Here is a 14,460-nt window from a genome sequence, read left to right on the forward strand (position 1 = left end):
CATAGTTCCGGGAGGCTCGCCGCCCTCCCAGGCCAGGACGTGATCGCGTCCCAAACCGGAAACTAGGGCGAAATGGTGATGCGGTGATTACTGGCAGTTATGTGGCCAGGTTGATGCCGATGCGGCCGGCGAGCAGCCGCAGGTCGTCGGGGATGGCTCGGCGCTGGGCGCGCTGGGCAAGGGTCACCACGGCGTCGCGGGCGAGCGGGTTGATGGCGAACGGGATCGGCGCGGCCTGCTCGGCCCGGATGAACGCAGCCAGCGCCTCGGAATCCCGACGACCGCTGTCCGCCAACGCTCGCCCGATGTCGAGCCAGTACGACAGTTGGCGATTGGATGCTTTGAGCACCTGCGGTCGGATCGTGCGGGACAGCTCGATTATCTTGCCGTACTCGCCCTGCTCAGCGGCGATCGACATTTTCCAGAGCCCCACATTGGTCGGGCCGAAGCAGCAGCCGTTGAAGCCGCCTCCGTCGGCCGGATCTCCCAGACTCGCCGCCTCCCGGGTGGCTTCGGCGAGGTGGTCACGAGCATCGTCCGGGCGAGCGTCCACGGTCAAGGCCAGCGCTGCCATCAGGTGAAGCTGACCAAGCATCTGCCGCACCCGGACGTCGGAGGCGTCCCCCTGAAGCTCCACCAGTGAGCGGTCACTGACTCTGGCTGCCAGGCGCGCGGACTCGATCGGCAGGCTCTGCGCGTAGATGAACCGGGAGGCGCCTATCCACGCGCGATCTTCGACGTCCTCGGCAGCCGATACGGATACCCGGGCGGCGTTGAGGGCAAGGTGGCGGTAGCCGAGGTGCCGAAGGCAGGTGGAGGCGAGGTAGGCGACCTGAGCGAGTGCGGTGCCGCCCACGGCGGCGGCTTCGAGCAGCAGGGTCGGGAGCATGCGGGCCATGGCCGGGTAGTTGCACGAGTTGCGGAGCTGATCGGCGAGGGCGATCTCGGCCACCAGTTGATCGGCGGTGTAGGTCGGTGGGCGGCGCTCGCCGTCCTCGATCTCGATCACGGCCGACCAGACCGCCGGCACGCACTCGGCGGCGCTCTCACGGGCCGGATCGCCGGACTCAGTGCCCTGGCCGAGCAAATCGGCCACCGTGACCTGGAGTGCGGCGGCGAGAGCGACCAGAGTGGAGCGGCGATCGATCGGCTTTCGGCCGGACTCGACCTGCGACACGTAGGACTGGGTGACGCCAGCAAGCCCGGCGAGGACGGCCTGAGTCATCCCGCCCCGGCGCATCCGCCAGTACCGGATCCTGGCACCGATGGTGTCTGGCTTCATCACCATGCCTTTGCCAACCTGGAGGTAGAGGACCAAAACAGCGGCCATGCTCTGCTGGCCCCCATTCTGGGACGGTACACCGGTTGACCGTCGCAGTGGCCCGTGACGCACGTCCAATGTGCTGTGTCGGCACTGACGATCGTCGTTGGCATGACGTGGACCGACTCCGATGCGCCGTACGCTGCCCCTGCCACCCTCCGCGCCGCCACAGCAGCCGCCATCGTTAGGGGCTGGTCTTGATCGAAATCGCTTTCAACATCCTGAGTAATTTCATTGCGAACGTGCTGTTCTGGGTCGTCCTCGGCGGCATATTCTGGTTGGCGAGCAAGGCCGGCCGCCGGAAGTTTGGCGGATTCTTTGGCCTTCGTACCCACTCCACTATCAGTGCCTATGTGTCAAATTTGTGGCTGCCGGAAAGCGACCAACATGACGGGAGGTTACTCTATCTCCCTTCATGAGTCCATGGCCGCTCAGGCGATTGCCAGTCTCGTTGGATCATCCCAGTTAAGAGCCCCTGAGATTGCCCGAGGGCTCGTCGATGGAATTTGGCTAAGCACCACCCTTAACTCGGTGACTACTGTTACAGATGCCATCAACGAGACCTCACCTCATGCCGGCGGCCCCGCAATCACCATAGGTGCGGCTGATCGCAATTCACTTCGCAGACGGTACATCCGGGCCGGACTTCCACGCGCCACGTTCAGCTACGAACGCGCGGATGGCCGTTTGCCGACCGGCGCAACGAAGAATCGCGCCATCGAGGTTCAACATCGATCCGGCAACCGTCTGGTAATCGACGCACAGATGCATTTAGCAGTCATAGAGAAATTTCAGGATGCCGAACGCGCTGCGACCCGGTTCTTCTGTTTCGGCGAGAAAGGTGACAGCACCTGAATCGCCGTCGAGTATTTGTGTAGGAATTGGAAGGCTCTTGAACGAAAGTTCGGAAAAACGAATTCGTCATCTGCCTCGGATTACCCACCGCCGAAGAATACTCAAACCGACTACCAGGAACCGCTCCGGCTGGCCGCGATACCCATGTAGCATGGTCAAACTCTGGCAGAGGTGCAGATACTTCCCGCCACATCAGCGGGACTGACCCATTGACAGGACTGCCGCGCACCCGCCACAATCCTCGCCCGGCTGCACGCCGCCGCCCTGACGGTGGGGAGGCTACTCATGGTGGACTGGCACCACCTGCAGGGATCCGACCGTGAGCGATCACCAGCTTTACCTTCGACTGCGGAGCACCGCTCATGACCTGACGGCAATTGACAGCGGGCGTGCAGCGTACTCGAACAAACAAGACCCGAGCACCGAATAGTCAACGGAGTGATACCACGACGAGAATTGCCCCGCCAGCCGATATCGAAAGATGAAGACTAACCCATATCAGGTTAAGGCGAATTCGGCGCAGCCACGGATGTTGTTTATCGTGGATATCGCGGCCTCGACGCCGGGCGGCCTCCAGATCGAGACCGGGATGCAACTCTTCCATCGCTACTGCGAAGCCGGCTGATTGCCTCATGTGCAGCCGATAGCGCTCGTGCAGCTTCGCAGATGCCACGGCACCATATAGTCCCAGTAAAACAAGCCCGCAAGAGATCGGCAAGGTGGCTGACGTCGCACCGTTTTGAGCGATAAATCCGAAACCGATTGCGGATATAGTCAAGACGATGTTTGCGAAGACTGCACGCTGATCCTCCGACCGCTGAGCTTGCCGCCTCTGATCCTCCCAGAAGGTAATCAACAGCTCATCCGATGAACTCATCGTCTCTCCAATAGCTCAATTGCTGATGTCCCATCGAGGATGCTCTTGCTCGAAAGCGTCGGGCACCTCGGCACAGATCGTACCCAATGGCCGCAAACGCTTTGCGATTCACATGCCCAGCAATTGCGACATTTGCAATTCCCATGAATGCAATATTGCCAAGCAGGTCGCCGGCCTGACAGAACTTTGACTTAACATGACCTTCGGCAGTCGGTATGATGACGCTCATTCGATTCACTTGTACGAAGAAGCACCCGTCGCGAATAGGGGGATCCACGTGACAGTGGAAGATTTCTCATCTCAGACGCTCGGACTTTTCGCGCGGGTCGCTCCCGACTACTACAGCCACACCGGCCTAGAGACACTTCTTCTAACTCACGGAATAGTAGAGGATTCGACCGAACGGTCATGGGTCAGCAAACAAAGAAGAATCTTGAACGCAATAAAGATCATCCAGGAAATGGGAGAGCCACGTGCATCCGAAGCAATGAGAGCTTTTATTACGGACCTCATTCCGCATTTTCATGACACTGACTGCATGGGAGATGGGACGGATCCGCAAGTGGAGGGATTTATTCAGTCCCTTCAGAACGACGGATGGACAATAGCATCCGGTCGACTGGAGAGGGGTCAACTCTCGAAGCAAAATGGGGAAGTCCGCATACCGGAGCACAGTCGAGTCCGTTCAGACCTAAATACCAGCCGCCGCGTATTTATTGTGCATGGCAGAGACAACACATTAAAGAATCACGTCACCCGGGCGGTACACGAGTTCAGATACGAGCCTTGCATTCTTGGGTCTACGCCAAATCGAGGTCAAACGGTGATCGAAAAGTTGGCCGCAGAGGCACAAGATGCAGCATTCGCTATCGTCTTATTGACTCCGGACGACGAGGGCCGACTGGCTGGCGAAACAGGCAAGCTTGAAGCCCGCGCCCGACAGAACGTGATCTTTGAATGGGGTTTCCTCATCGGCCTTATCGGACGTAACCGAGTGGCTGCCATGTCACGCGGCGATGTGGATCTACCTTCAAACCTCCTGGGAATCGCCTGTATAAAGGTAACCGATGATTCCGATGGCTGGAAGATGAGGCTGGTACGGGAGATGCGCGCGGCCGGTCTCGATATCGACAGCGATGTTCTCTGAAGTTCATGTAGTCACAGCGCCACGATCGCCGCAGTCTCCGCCGGCAACTGGATCCGGTCCCGCATCACCGTGACCCCCTCCCCCGTAGCCAGCAACACCCGGCGAGCCACCCCAGGCAGGCTCACCCCCTGCCCCCGCCCCGCGAGGTTGGCCACAACAAGCGTGTCCCCCCGCCGCATCACCAAAAACTGGTCCCCATGCTGCACCGACACCGCGTGCAGCCGAGGATCCGACAGGTCAGGGCACGACCGACGCAGCCCAATCAACCGCTGGTAAAACGCCAGCATCGAAGCATGCTCAGGCTTGTCCAGCTCCGCCCAGTCCAACCGCGACCGTACGAACGTCTCCGGGTCCTGCGGATCCGGCACGTCTCCCTCCGGCCACCCGTGCGACGCGAACTCCCGCCGCCGCCCGCTACGCACCGCAGACGCCAGCTCAGGCTCCGGATGCGAGGTGAAGAACTGCCACGGCGTAGAGGCAGCCCACTCCTCCCCCATGAACAACATCGGAGTAAACGGAGCGGTCAGCAGCAACGTAGCCCCGACCCGCAAAAGCGAAGGCGAGAGAGAAGCCGAGATCCGATCCCCAGCAGCCCGGTTCCCGATCTGGTCATGGTTCTGCAAGTAGGCCACGAGCCGGTGACCAGGGACGCGGGAATCCAGAGGCCGCCCATGATGACGGTTGCGGAAGCTCGACCAGGTCCCCGCGTGGAAGAACCCACCAGTCAGCACATCAGACAACGTCTCCAGGGAGCCGAAGTCCCCGTAGTACCCCTGCCGCTCCCCCGTCAGCAACGTGTGCAGCGCGTGGTGGGCGTCGTCGTTCCACTGCGCGTGCAGCCCGAACCCGCCCGCCTCCCGAGGCGTGATCAGCCGCGGGTCGTTGAGGTCGGACTCGGCGATCAGCGACAACGGCCGCCCCACGTGCGTCGACAGCGACTCGACGGCGATGGCCAGTTCTTCCAGGATGGGCACCGCCCGCGAGTCCGGCAGGGCGTGCACGGCGTCCAGGCGCAGGCCGTCGACGTGGTAGTCGCGCAGCCACATGAGCACGCTGTCGATGATGTAGCGGCGTACCTCGTCGGAGTGCGGGCCGTCCAGGTTGATCGAGCGGCCCCAACTGTTGCTCTGCTCGGCCAGGTAGGGGCCGAACTGCGGCGCGTAGGCCCCGGAGGGCCCGAAATGGTTGTAGACAACGTCGAGGATCACCCCCAACCCCTTGGCGTGGGCGGCGTCGACGAACCGTTTCAGGCCGTCGGGGCCACCGTAGGGCTGGTGGGGGGCGTACCAGCAGACGCCGTCGTACCCCCAGTTGTGTTCGCCGTTGAAGGCGTTGACCGGGAGCAGCTCGATCAGGTCGACGCCGAGTGACACCAGGTGGTCGAGGCGGTCGATGGCCGCGTCGAAGGTGCCTTCCGGGGTGAAGGTGCCGATGTGCAGCTCGTAGAGGATGCTGCCGGGCAGTTGCCGGCCGGTCCACGAGGTGTCGGACCACGCGAAGGCCGAGTGGTCGTAGCGGCGGCTGGGACCGTGCACACCAGCAGGCTGCCACGGTGACCGGGGGTCGGGCAGCGGGGTCTCGTCGTCGTTCAGCAGAAAGGAGTAGTCGAGGCCGGCGTTGGGGACGTCGACGCGCCACCAGCCGTCGGCGGCGGCGCGCATCTCGTGGTCGGCGTCACCGGTCAGGCGTAGCCGCACGCGGGTGGCGTCCGGTGCCCACACGGAGAATTCGGTCATGACGCAGCCTCCACGGCAGCGGTGGGTGGGGCCAGCAGTGCGACGGGATAGTCGGACAGAAGGTCGTCCAGAGGGGTCTCCCCGCCACTGTAGACCCGACCGGTGAACAGGTCCTTAACCTCGTTAACGGGGAGCGACAGCGCGGTGTCGCACCAGCCGCCGGCGCGGGCCAGGCCCAGCGGCAGCCGGGTGGCGACGGTGATCGCGCCGCCCCGGTCGAACGCCACCGCGTGCCGCCCCAGCCGCCCGTGCGCCGGCACCGGCCGGTAGCCGGTGAACAGCTCCGGGTGCGCCCGCCGCAGCCGCAGGGTCCGCGACACGACGAGCAGCTTCGCCGCTCCGTCGGTGTCGATCGGGGGACGCCAGCCGCCGTCGAGGCGTGCCAGCAACTCTCGGCGTACGTCGAAGTCGACCGGGCGCCGATTGTCCGGGTCGACGAGGGAGTTGTCCCACAGCTCGGTGCCCTGATAGGTGTCCGGGACGCCGGGCATGGTCAGTTGCACGAGTTTCTGCCCGAGCGAGTTGCTCCAGCCGGCGGGGGTGATGGCGGCGGCGAGTTCGGTCAGCTCGTCGTGCAGGCTCGGGTCGTCGTACATCCGGTCGATGACCGCGTGCATGGCCTGTTCGAAGGCCGGGTCGGGGTCCGCCCAACTGGTCGAGGCCGCGGCCTCCCGGGCGGCCTTCTCGGCGTACGCGTGCAGCCGTTCCCGTTCGATCGGCCACGCGCCGACGGCGGTCTGCCAGAGCAGGTGGGCGAACGCCGGGTCGGGCAGCGGCGCGTACTCCATCCAGGTCTTGACCTGCTCGGCCCAGCGGCCCGGCAGCTCGCTGAGCACGGCGAGGCGGGCGCGGACGTCCTCGCCGCGTTTGGTGTCGTGGGTCGAGATGGTGGTCATGGTGGCGGGCCAGCGGACCTGCTGGGCGGCGGCGAAGCGGTGGAACTCCGCCGGCGGCACCCCGAAGTGGGCGGGGCTGTCGCCGACCTCGTTGAGCGCCACGAACCGGGTCCACCGGTAGAACGCGGTGTCCTCCACGCCCTTGGCCATCACCGCGCCGGTGAGCTGCGGGAACCGTTGCGCCAGCTCGTCGGCGGGGTCGCGCAGTCGGCGGGTGATCGCGTCCAGGGCGCCGGCCAGGTCGGGGCGGCGGCGGCCGGCCTCGGAGCGGGCGGCGGCGAGGTGCCGGGCACCGTGCGGCGGGTAGCCCCGGTAGACCTCGAACGCGGCGGCCAGCTCGGCGAGCGCCATTCGGGCCTGCTCGGTGGGCACCTCGGGGGCGAGCGCGGCCAGCCTGGTCAGCTCGGCGGCCAGCAGCCCGGTGGCGGCGGCCAGCTTGGTGGCGTGGGTGAGGTCCTCCCAGGAGGTGTGGCGCCCGACGAGCTGGGTGTCCAGCACCGTGAAGTCGCCCTCGGCGTCGGTGTCGACGAACAGCCCACCGACCGCGGCCAGCGCCTCGTAACCGGTGGTGCCGTCCACCGGCCAGTCCGGCAGCTCCTCGCCGTACTCCAGGATCTTCTCCACCACGAGCCAGGCGTCCGGCGCGGCGGCCCGCAACCGGGTCAGGTAGCCGCCGGGGTCGCGCAGGCCGTCCGGGTGGTCGACGCGGATGCCGTCGACCTCGCCGGCGGCGGCCCAGCGCAGGATCAGCTCGTGGGTGGCGGCGAACACCGCCGGGTCCTCCACCCGCAGACCGGCCAGGCCCGCGATGGCGAAGAACCGGCGGTACGTCAGCTCGGCGTCACCGCGCCGCCAGGAGACCAGCTCGTAGCGCTGCCGGTCGTGCACCTCCCGGGCGGTGCCGTGGCCGGTGCCGTCGGCGATCGGGAAGCGGTGCTCGTGGTAGCGCAGCTCGTCGTCGACCACCTTGAGGTCGTCCAGGGCGGCCGGGTCGTCGGCGAGCACCGGCAGCAGCAGCCGGCCTCGGTCCCAGTCGATGTCGAACCAGTCGGCGTACGACGAGTCGCGCCCCCGGCGCAGCACGTCCCACCAGGCCGGGTTTGCCGGCGGCACGGCGACACCGGCGTGGTTGGGCACGATGTCGACGACCAGGCCGAGCTGCCTGTCGCGCAGCGCGCCCAGCAGTCGCTGCCGGGCGGCCTCGCCGCCCAGCTCCGGGTTGACCGCCCGGTGGTCGACCACGTCGTAGCCGTGCTGCGAACCGGGGGTGGCGGTCAGCAGCGGGGCGGTGTAGAGGTGGCTCACGCCCAGGTCGGCGAGGTAGCCGAGGATCGCGGCGGTGGCGTCCAGGTCGAAGCCGGGGCGGACCTGGACGCGGTAGGTGGCCTGCGGAGGGGTGGCCGGCATGTCAGATCGTCCTCTCCAGCACGACGAGGGAGCGGTCCGGCACCCGGATGGTGCCGCCCGCGCTGATCACCGTGGCGTCGCCCGGCTCGGGTTCGGCCGTGCTGATCACCCGTTCCCACTTCTGGCCGTATTCGGAACCGGGCATGGTGAAGTCCAGCGGCGCGTCGTGGGCGTTGAAGCAGAGCAGGAACGAGGCGTCGTGGTGTTTCTGGCCGTACTGGCCGCGCTCGCGGATGCCCTCGCCGTTGACGAACAGCGCCACCGAACGGCCGAAGTCGTTACCCCAGTCGTCGCCGGTCATCTCCCGCCCGTCCGGGGTGTGCCAGGCCAGGTCGGGCAGCGGCTCGTCGCTGCCGCGCCCGCCCACCGGCAGGCCGGTGAAGAACCGGCGACGGCGGAACACCTGGTGGCGTTTGCGGAACGCGGTCAACGTCTGGACGAACTCCAGCAACTGCTCGTCGACGTTGTCCCAGTCGACCCAGGCTAGCTCGCTGTCCTGGCAGTAGACGTTGTTGTTGCCGTGCTGGGTGCGGCCCAACTCGTCGCCGTGGCCGATCATCGGCACGCCCTGCGACAGCATCAGGGTGGCCAGGAAGTTGCGCCGCTGCTTGGCGCGCAGGGCGAGCACCGCCTCGTCGTCGGTGTCGCCCTCGACGCCGCAGTTCCAGGAGCGGTTGTGGCTCTCGCCGTCGCGGTTGTCCTCGCCGTTGGCCTCGTTGTGCTTGTCGTTGTACGACACCAGGTCGTTGAGGGTGAACCCGTCGTGCACGGTGACGAAGTTGATGCTGTGGAACGGGCGGCGGCCGTCGTCCTGGTAGAGGTCGGCGGAGCCGGAGATCCGCGACGCGAACTCGGCGAGGGTCGCCGGCTCGCCGCGCCAGAAGTCCCGCACGGTGTCGCGGTACTTGCCGTTCCACTCCGTCCACAGCGGCGGGAAGTTGCCCACCTGGTAGCCGCCGGGGCCGACGTCCCACGGTTCGGCGATCAGCTTCACCTGGCTGACCACCGGGTCCTGCTGCACCACCTCGAAGAACGTGGAGAGCCGGTCCACCTCGTAGAACTCGCGGGCCAGGGTGGCCGCGAGGTCGAAGCGGAAACCGTCGACGTGCATCTCGGTCACCCAGTAGCGCAGCGAATCCATGATCAGTTGCAGGGAGTGCGGGCTGCGCACGTTGAGGCTGTTGCCGGTGCCGGTGTAGTCGACGAAGTAGCGGCGGTCCTCCTCGCTGAGCCGGTAGTAGCTGGGGGCATCCACGCCCTTGAAGCTCAGCGTCGGGCCGAGGTGGTTGCCCTCGGCGGTGTGGTTGTAGACCACGTCGAGGATGACCTCGATGCCGGCCGCGTGCAGTGCCTTGACCATGCCCCGGAACTCCTGCACCTGCTGGCCGGTGCGGCCCAGCGCCGAGTAGCCGTGGTGCGGGGCGAAGAACCCGATGGTGTTGTAACCCCAGTAGTTACGCAGCCCGAGGTCGCTGAGGCGGTTGTCGTGGATGAACTGGTGCACCGGCATCAGCTCGATCGCGGTCACCCCGAGCCGGGTCAGATAGTCGATCATCGGCGGGGAGGCGATGCCCGCGTACGTGCCGCGCAGCTCCTCCGGGATGTCCGGGTGGCGCATGGTCAGCCCGCGCACGTGCGCCTCGTAGATCACCGAGTGGTGGTAAGGGGTGCGCGGCGGCTTGTCGTTGCCCCAGTCGAAGTACGGGTTGACCACCACCGACTTCGGCATGAACGGCGCCGAGTCGGCCTCGTTCATCTTCTCCGGCTCGGCCATGTCGTAGTCGTAGACCGCCGGGTCCCACTGGACGTCACCGTCGATGGCCTTCGCGTACGGGTCGAGCAGCAGCTTGTGCGGGTTACAGCGCAGCCCGTTGGCCGGGTCGTACGGGCCGTGCACCCGGTAGCCGTAGCGCTGCCCCGGCTCGATGCCCGGCAGGTACGCGTGCCACACGTAGGCGTCCACCTCACGCAGCTCGACGCGGCGCTCCGCGCCGGTGTCCCACTCGTCGAAAAGGCAGAGCTCGATCCTGTCGGCCACCTCGGAGAAGATGGCGAAGTTGGTGCCCATCCCGTCGTAGGTGGCGCCCAGGGGGTACCGCTCGCCCGGCCAGACCTGCATGTTGCTCCTTAGACCATGGTTGTGCCCGCACCGGCCGACGCATGCCCGCGCGCACGCAGGTATTGCCCCCCGCCCGGCAGCGCCAATCCATCCTTTCAGGCGGTGACGGAAAACCACCCGTCTGATGCGGGCAACACCCTCAGGTGTCCTCCGTCACGATGACCCTTTTCGAGGTGCGTTCTCGGGCCCGATGCACTTTCCTTGACCGGGGACAAGCGTTCGCGCGTGTTCCGCCAGGCCACTCGGCCACCCCTTACACCTCACTCCGCCGCCACTGACGCCGGCGTACCACCATGCATGGACGGAGATTGATGTGACCCTGCGGGTCGACGAGCAGCACACAGCCACCAAGGACCGGGCCCACCGGCCCACCCTGACCTCCCGGTCCCCGCTCCCGACCCAGCCCGGTCACACCGCGCAGCCCGGTCTCACCGCGCAGCCCGGCGCGGCCGTGCCGGCGCAGCCCGGCGCCGGGGTGCCCCCGCAGACCCAGCGCATCCTGATGCTGTCCTGGGAATACCCGCCGGTGCTCGTCGGCGGCCTCGGCCGGCACGTGCACGCGCTCTCCGTCGCCCTCGCCGCCGCCGGCCACGAGGTCACCGTCGTCACCCGCCACACCGAGGGCGCTCCCATGGAGGAGTACGCCGACGGCGTCCGCGTCCTGCGCGCCCCCGAGGACCCGGTCGCCTTCCCCCTGGCCACCGACTCGCTGCTGGCCTGGACCATGGCCTTCAACCACACCCTCACCCGCACCGCGCTGCGTGCCACCCAGGCCGGTTCGTACGACGTCATCCACGCCCACGACTGGCTCGTCGCCCACACCGCGATGACGTTGCGCGACCACCTGGACATCCCGCTGGTCAGCACGATCCACGCCACCGAGGCCGGACGGCACCAGGGCTGGCTGCCGGAGGAGATGAACCGCACCATCCACGGCGTCGAGCAGTGGCTCACCAGTGAGTCGGGCCGGGTGATCGTCTGCTCCGGGTACATGCGCGACGAGGTGAACGCCCTGTTCGACGTACCGACCGCCCGGGTCGACGTGGTCGCCAACGGCGTGGAGCCGCACCGCTGGCGGGTGCCGGCCCGCGCGGTGGCCGCCGCCCGCGCCCGGTTCGCCGGGGACGGCCCGCTCATCACCTTCGCCGGCCGCCTCGTCTACGAGAAGGGCGTCCAGCACCTGATCGCCGCGCTGCCCCGGCTGCGCGAGCGGCACCCCGGGCTGCGCGCCGTGATCGCCGGCGACGGCCCGTACCGCGCCGAGTTGGAGGCCGAGGTGCACCGCCGCGGCCTCGGCGGGATGGTCACCATGCCGGGCTTCCTGGGCGGCACCGACCTGCCGGCGTTGATGGCCGCGTCCGACTGCTTCGCCGTGCCGAGCATCTACGAGCCGTTCGGCATGGTGGCCCTGGAGGGCGCGGCAGCCGGCGCACCGCTGGCCGTCGCCGCCACCGGTGGCCTCGGCGAGATCGTCGAGCCGGGCGTGACCGGGATGACCTTCCGCCCGCACGACCCCGACGGACTCACCGACGCGATCGACGCGCTGCTGTCCGACCCCGACCGCTCCCGCGTCATGGCCCGCCGTGCCCGCCGGATGGTCCACGACCAGTACGGCTGGTCGGCGATCGCCCAGCGCACCGCCGCCAGCTACGCCGCCGCCATCGCCAGCGACGCCGCGTTCACCGCCCAACGCGCCGAGCAGCGCATGTCCCGGGGCCGGGCGCTTCCGGCGCTGCCCGAGGGCAACCTGCTCGCCGCCGCCGGCCTGCGCTGACGCTACGTGATCGGCGGCCTGGCCCGTTTGCGCGTGATCGACGGCCCGGCGCTTGATCGACTCGATTTCCTTGAAGTCGGGGTGTCCCAGCGCCCGCGACACCCCGACTTCCCGGAAGCCGAGTCGATCACGCCGCGCCAGCCGGCACCGCGCCGCTCGGCACCGGCCGGTCGGCGCACGCCAGCCCGACCGGCCGGCGCCTGTCAGAATGTGCGGATGTCTCGCCCTGTCGACGCCCTGGATGACGCCTTCCCGGTCGCCGCCTCGATCGCGCTGGACCTGATCCGGCGCCCCGAGGTGTCCGAGCGGTGGTCGCATCCGAGCGCGCTGCCGCACCTGTCCGTCGGAGCCCTGGCGTGCCACCTGGGACGGCAGACCGTACACGCGGCGCACCTGCTGCCAATGTCGACCGACCTGCCTCTGCTGGAGTCGGCCGACGGCCACTACGAGCGGGCCGCCTGGGTCACCGAGGGCTCTCCGGACGAGGAGTCGGTGGCCGCGGGTCCCGACGAGGCCGAAGCCGCACAGGGCCTGGCCCGCCTGCGCGCCCGATCCGTCCTCGCCTTGAAGGAAGTGGATCACCTGCTCTCCGGAGGTGGCGCTCGTGACGTCGTGCCGATCCCGTGGCAGGGCTGGGCGCTGCGCCGCGGCGACTTCCTGCTCACCCGCCAGTTGGAGATCGTGGTCCACTCCGACGACCTGGCGGTGAGCGTCGGCGTACCCACGCCAGTTTTCCCCGCGGAGGTCTTCGATCCGGTACGCGACCTGCTGGTGCGCCTGGCCGTACGCCGCCGTGGTCAGTCCGCGTTGATCAGCGCCCTGAGCCGCAGCGAGCGCGCACAGGACATCTCCGCCTTCTGATGCCCCGGCACCACGAAAGCCGAGTCGATCACGCGCGAGCCCCGCCGACGGACGGCCGACCACGGTCGGGCAGCCAACGTCGGGGAAAGCGGCAGGCCGCCGACCCGAAAGGGGTCGACGGCCTGCTGGTGAAGCGAGGAGCAGGTGTCAGCGCTCGGCGAAGGGGACGTAGTCCCGCTCGGGCGCGCCGACGTAGACCTGCCGAGGACGGCCGATCTTGGTCTCCGGGTCGCTGATCATCTCGCGCCACTGGGCGATCCAGCCGGGGAGCCGGCCGAGCGCGAAGAGCACCGTGAACATCTTCGTCGGGAAGCCCATGGCCTTGTAGATCAGACCGGTGTAGAAGTCCACGTTCGGGTAGAGCCGACGGGAGACGAAGAAGTCGTCGGCGAGGGCGATCTCCTCCAGCTCCATGGCGATGTCCAGCAGCGGGTCGGGCTTGGCCATCCGGCCCAGCACGTCCTGCGCGGCCTTCTTGACGATCGCCGCCCGCGGGTCGTAGTTCTTGTAGACCCGGTGGCCGAAGCCCATCAGCTTGACGCCGTCCTCCTTGTTCTTCACCTTGCGGACGAAGGAGCGGACGTCGTCGTCGCCGGCGTGGATCTTCTGGAGCATCTCCAGCACCGCCTGGTTGGCACCGCCGTGCAGCGGGCCGAACAGCGCGTTCACGCCGGCGGAGACCGAGGCGAACAGGTTGGCGTTGCTGGAGCCGACCAGGCGGACGGTCGAGGTGGAGCAGTTCTGCTCGTGGTCGGCGTGCAGGACGAACAGCATGTCCAGCACCTTCGACATCACCGGGTCGACCTCGTACGGCTCCGCCGGCACGCCGAAGGTCATCCGCAGCAGGTTGTCCACGTACCCCAGCGAGTTGTCCGGGTACAGCAGCGGCTGCCCGATGGACTTCTTGTACGCGTACGAGGCGATGGTGGGGACCTTCGCCATCAGCCGGACCGTGGAGATCTCCACGTGCTCGGAGTCGAACGGGTCCAGGCTGTCCTGGTAGAACGTCGACAGGGCGCTCACCGCGGACGACAGCACCGCCATCGGGTGGGCGTCCCGGGGGAAGCCGTCGAAGAAGCGGCGCATCTCCTCGTGCAGCAGCGAGTGCCGCCGGATCCACTCGGTGAACTCGGTCAGCTGCTGCTCGGTCGGCAGCTCACCGTAGATGAGCAGGTACGAGACCTCCAGGAAGGAGGACTTCTCGGCCAGCTGCTCGATCGGGTATCCCCGGTACCGCAGGATCCCCGCGTCGCCGTCGATGTAGGTGATCGCCGATGAGGCGGCCGCGGTGTTGACGAAACCGGGGTCGTATGTCGTCATCCCGGTTTCCTTCAGCAGCTTGCTCACCCCGATACCGGCGGGGCCGTCGACCGCTGGGTGTACCGGCATCGACAGCTGCCCACCGGGGTGATCGAGCTTGACTTCCGTCATGTGGTTCCTCGCTTCGCCGGCAGATCTACGTTGAAT

General features: G+C 67.3%; 12 protein-coding genes. 5 read left to right on the forward strand and 7 right to left on the reverse strand.

All coding sequences use genetic code 11. The annotated features are described in order from the left end of the window. Positions 1–97: 97 nt before the first annotated feature. Entirely contained in the window at positions 98–1,282 is a 1,185-nt protein-coding gene (locus tag AB0O48_RS29365) for a helix-turn-helix transcriptional regulator (protein WP_365069335.1), read from the reverse strand. 236 nt (positions 1,283–1,518) lie between these two features. Here AB0O48_RS29365 and AB0O48_RS29370 point away from each other — a divergent pair, with 236 nt between their 5' ends. Continuing rightward, the gene (locus tag AB0O48_RS29370) at positions 1,519–1,740 is read left to right on the forward strand and encodes a hypothetical protein (RefSeq protein ID WP_365069289.1); all 222 of its coding nucleotides are present in this window, start codon (positions 1,519–1,521) and stop codon (positions 1,738–1,740) included. Between the two features lie 112 nt (positions 1,741–1,852). Then, positions 1,853–2,176: a hypothetical protein gene (locus AB0O48_RS29375; protein WP_365069290.1), complete on the forward strand. Its 324-nt coding sequence runs from the start codon at positions 1,853–1,855 to the stop codon at positions 2,174–2,176. A 430-nt stretch (positions 2,177–2,606) separates the two neighbouring features. Here the strand turns inward: AB0O48_RS29375 and AB0O48_RS29380 are convergent, their stop codons facing one another. Together AB0O48_RS29380 and AB0O48_RS29385 are read right to left on the reverse strand one after the other, a co-directional pair. Continuing rightward, the gene (locus tag AB0O48_RS29380; protein ID WP_365069291.1) at positions 2,607–3,053 is read right to left on the reverse strand and encodes a hypothetical protein; all 447 of its coding nucleotides are present in this window, start codon (positions 3,051–3,053) and stop codon (positions 2,607–2,609) included. Beyond that, complete coding sequence (locus tag AB0O48_RS29385) at positions 3,037–3,282, reverse strand: hypothetical protein (RefSeq protein ID WP_365069292.1); 246 nt, start codon at positions 3,280–3,282, stop codon at positions 3,037–3,039. The genes AB0O48_RS29380 and AB0O48_RS29385 overlap by 17 nt, the downstream gene beginning before the upstream one ends. A gap of 309 nt (positions 3,283–3,591) precedes the next feature. Here AB0O48_RS29385 and AB0O48_RS29390 point away from each other — a divergent pair, with 309 nt between their 5' ends. Further along, positions 3,592–4,200, forward strand: coding sequence for a nucleotide-binding protein (locus AB0O48_RS29390; protein ID WP_365069336.1), 609 nt, complete (start codon positions 3,592–3,594; stop codon positions 4,198–4,200). Positions 4,201–4,211: 11 nt separating this feature from the next. On the opposite strand, the gene treZ is transcribed toward AB0O48_RS29390, so the two are convergent. From treZ to glgX, 3 genes are read right to left on the reverse strand one after another with little or no spacing between them, the layout of a single operon-like run. Continuing rightward, a complete protein-coding gene (treZ, locus tag AB0O48_RS29395) occupies positions 4,212–5,936 on the reverse strand; it encodes a malto-oligosyltrehalose trehalohydrolase (protein WP_365069293.1) in 1,725 nt (574 codons plus the stop codon). Beyond that, positions 5,933–8,239 (reverse strand): malto-oligosyltrehalose synthase, encoded by a 2,307-nt coding sequence (gene treY, locus AB0O48_RS29400; protein WP_365069294.1) that lies wholly within the window; start codon positions 8,237–8,239, stop codon positions 5,933–5,935. The genes treZ and treY overlap by 4 nt, the downstream gene beginning before the upstream one ends. A 1-nt stretch (position 8,240) precedes the next feature. Further along, positions 8,241–10,358: a glycogen debranching protein GlgX gene (gene glgX, locus AB0O48_RS29405; protein ID WP_357572632.1), complete on the reverse strand. Its 2,118-nt coding sequence runs from the start codon at positions 10,356–10,358 to the stop codon at positions 8,241–8,243. A 502-nt stretch (positions 10,359–10,860) separates the two neighbouring features. Here glgX and AB0O48_RS29410 point away from each other — a divergent pair. Both AB0O48_RS29410 and AB0O48_RS29415 read left to right on the forward strand, forming a co-directional pair. After that, positions 10,861–12,132 (forward strand): glycosyltransferase family 4 protein, encoded by a 1,272-nt coding sequence (locus AB0O48_RS29410; protein WP_365069337.1) that lies wholly within the window; start codon positions 10,861–10,863, stop codon positions 12,130–12,132. 216 nt (positions 12,133–12,348) lie between these two features. Beyond that, positions 12,349–12,993 (forward strand): hypothetical protein, encoded by a 645-nt coding sequence (locus tag AB0O48_RS29415; protein WP_365069295.1) that lies wholly within the window; start codon positions 12,349–12,351, stop codon positions 12,991–12,993. A 147-nt stretch (positions 12,994–13,140) separates the two neighbouring features. Here the strand turns inward: AB0O48_RS29415 and AB0O48_RS29420 are convergent, their stop codons facing one another. Then, complete coding sequence (locus AB0O48_RS29420) at positions 13,141–14,424, reverse strand: citrate synthase (protein WP_357239079.1); 1,284 nt, start codon at positions 14,422–14,424, stop codon at positions 13,141–13,143. Positions 14,425–14,460 lie beyond the last annotated feature (36 nt).

This window comes from Micromonospora sp. NPDC085948 (assembly GCF_040686315.1).
GTDB lineage: Bacteria > Actinomycetota > Actinomycetes > Mycobacteriales > Micromonosporaceae > Micromonospora.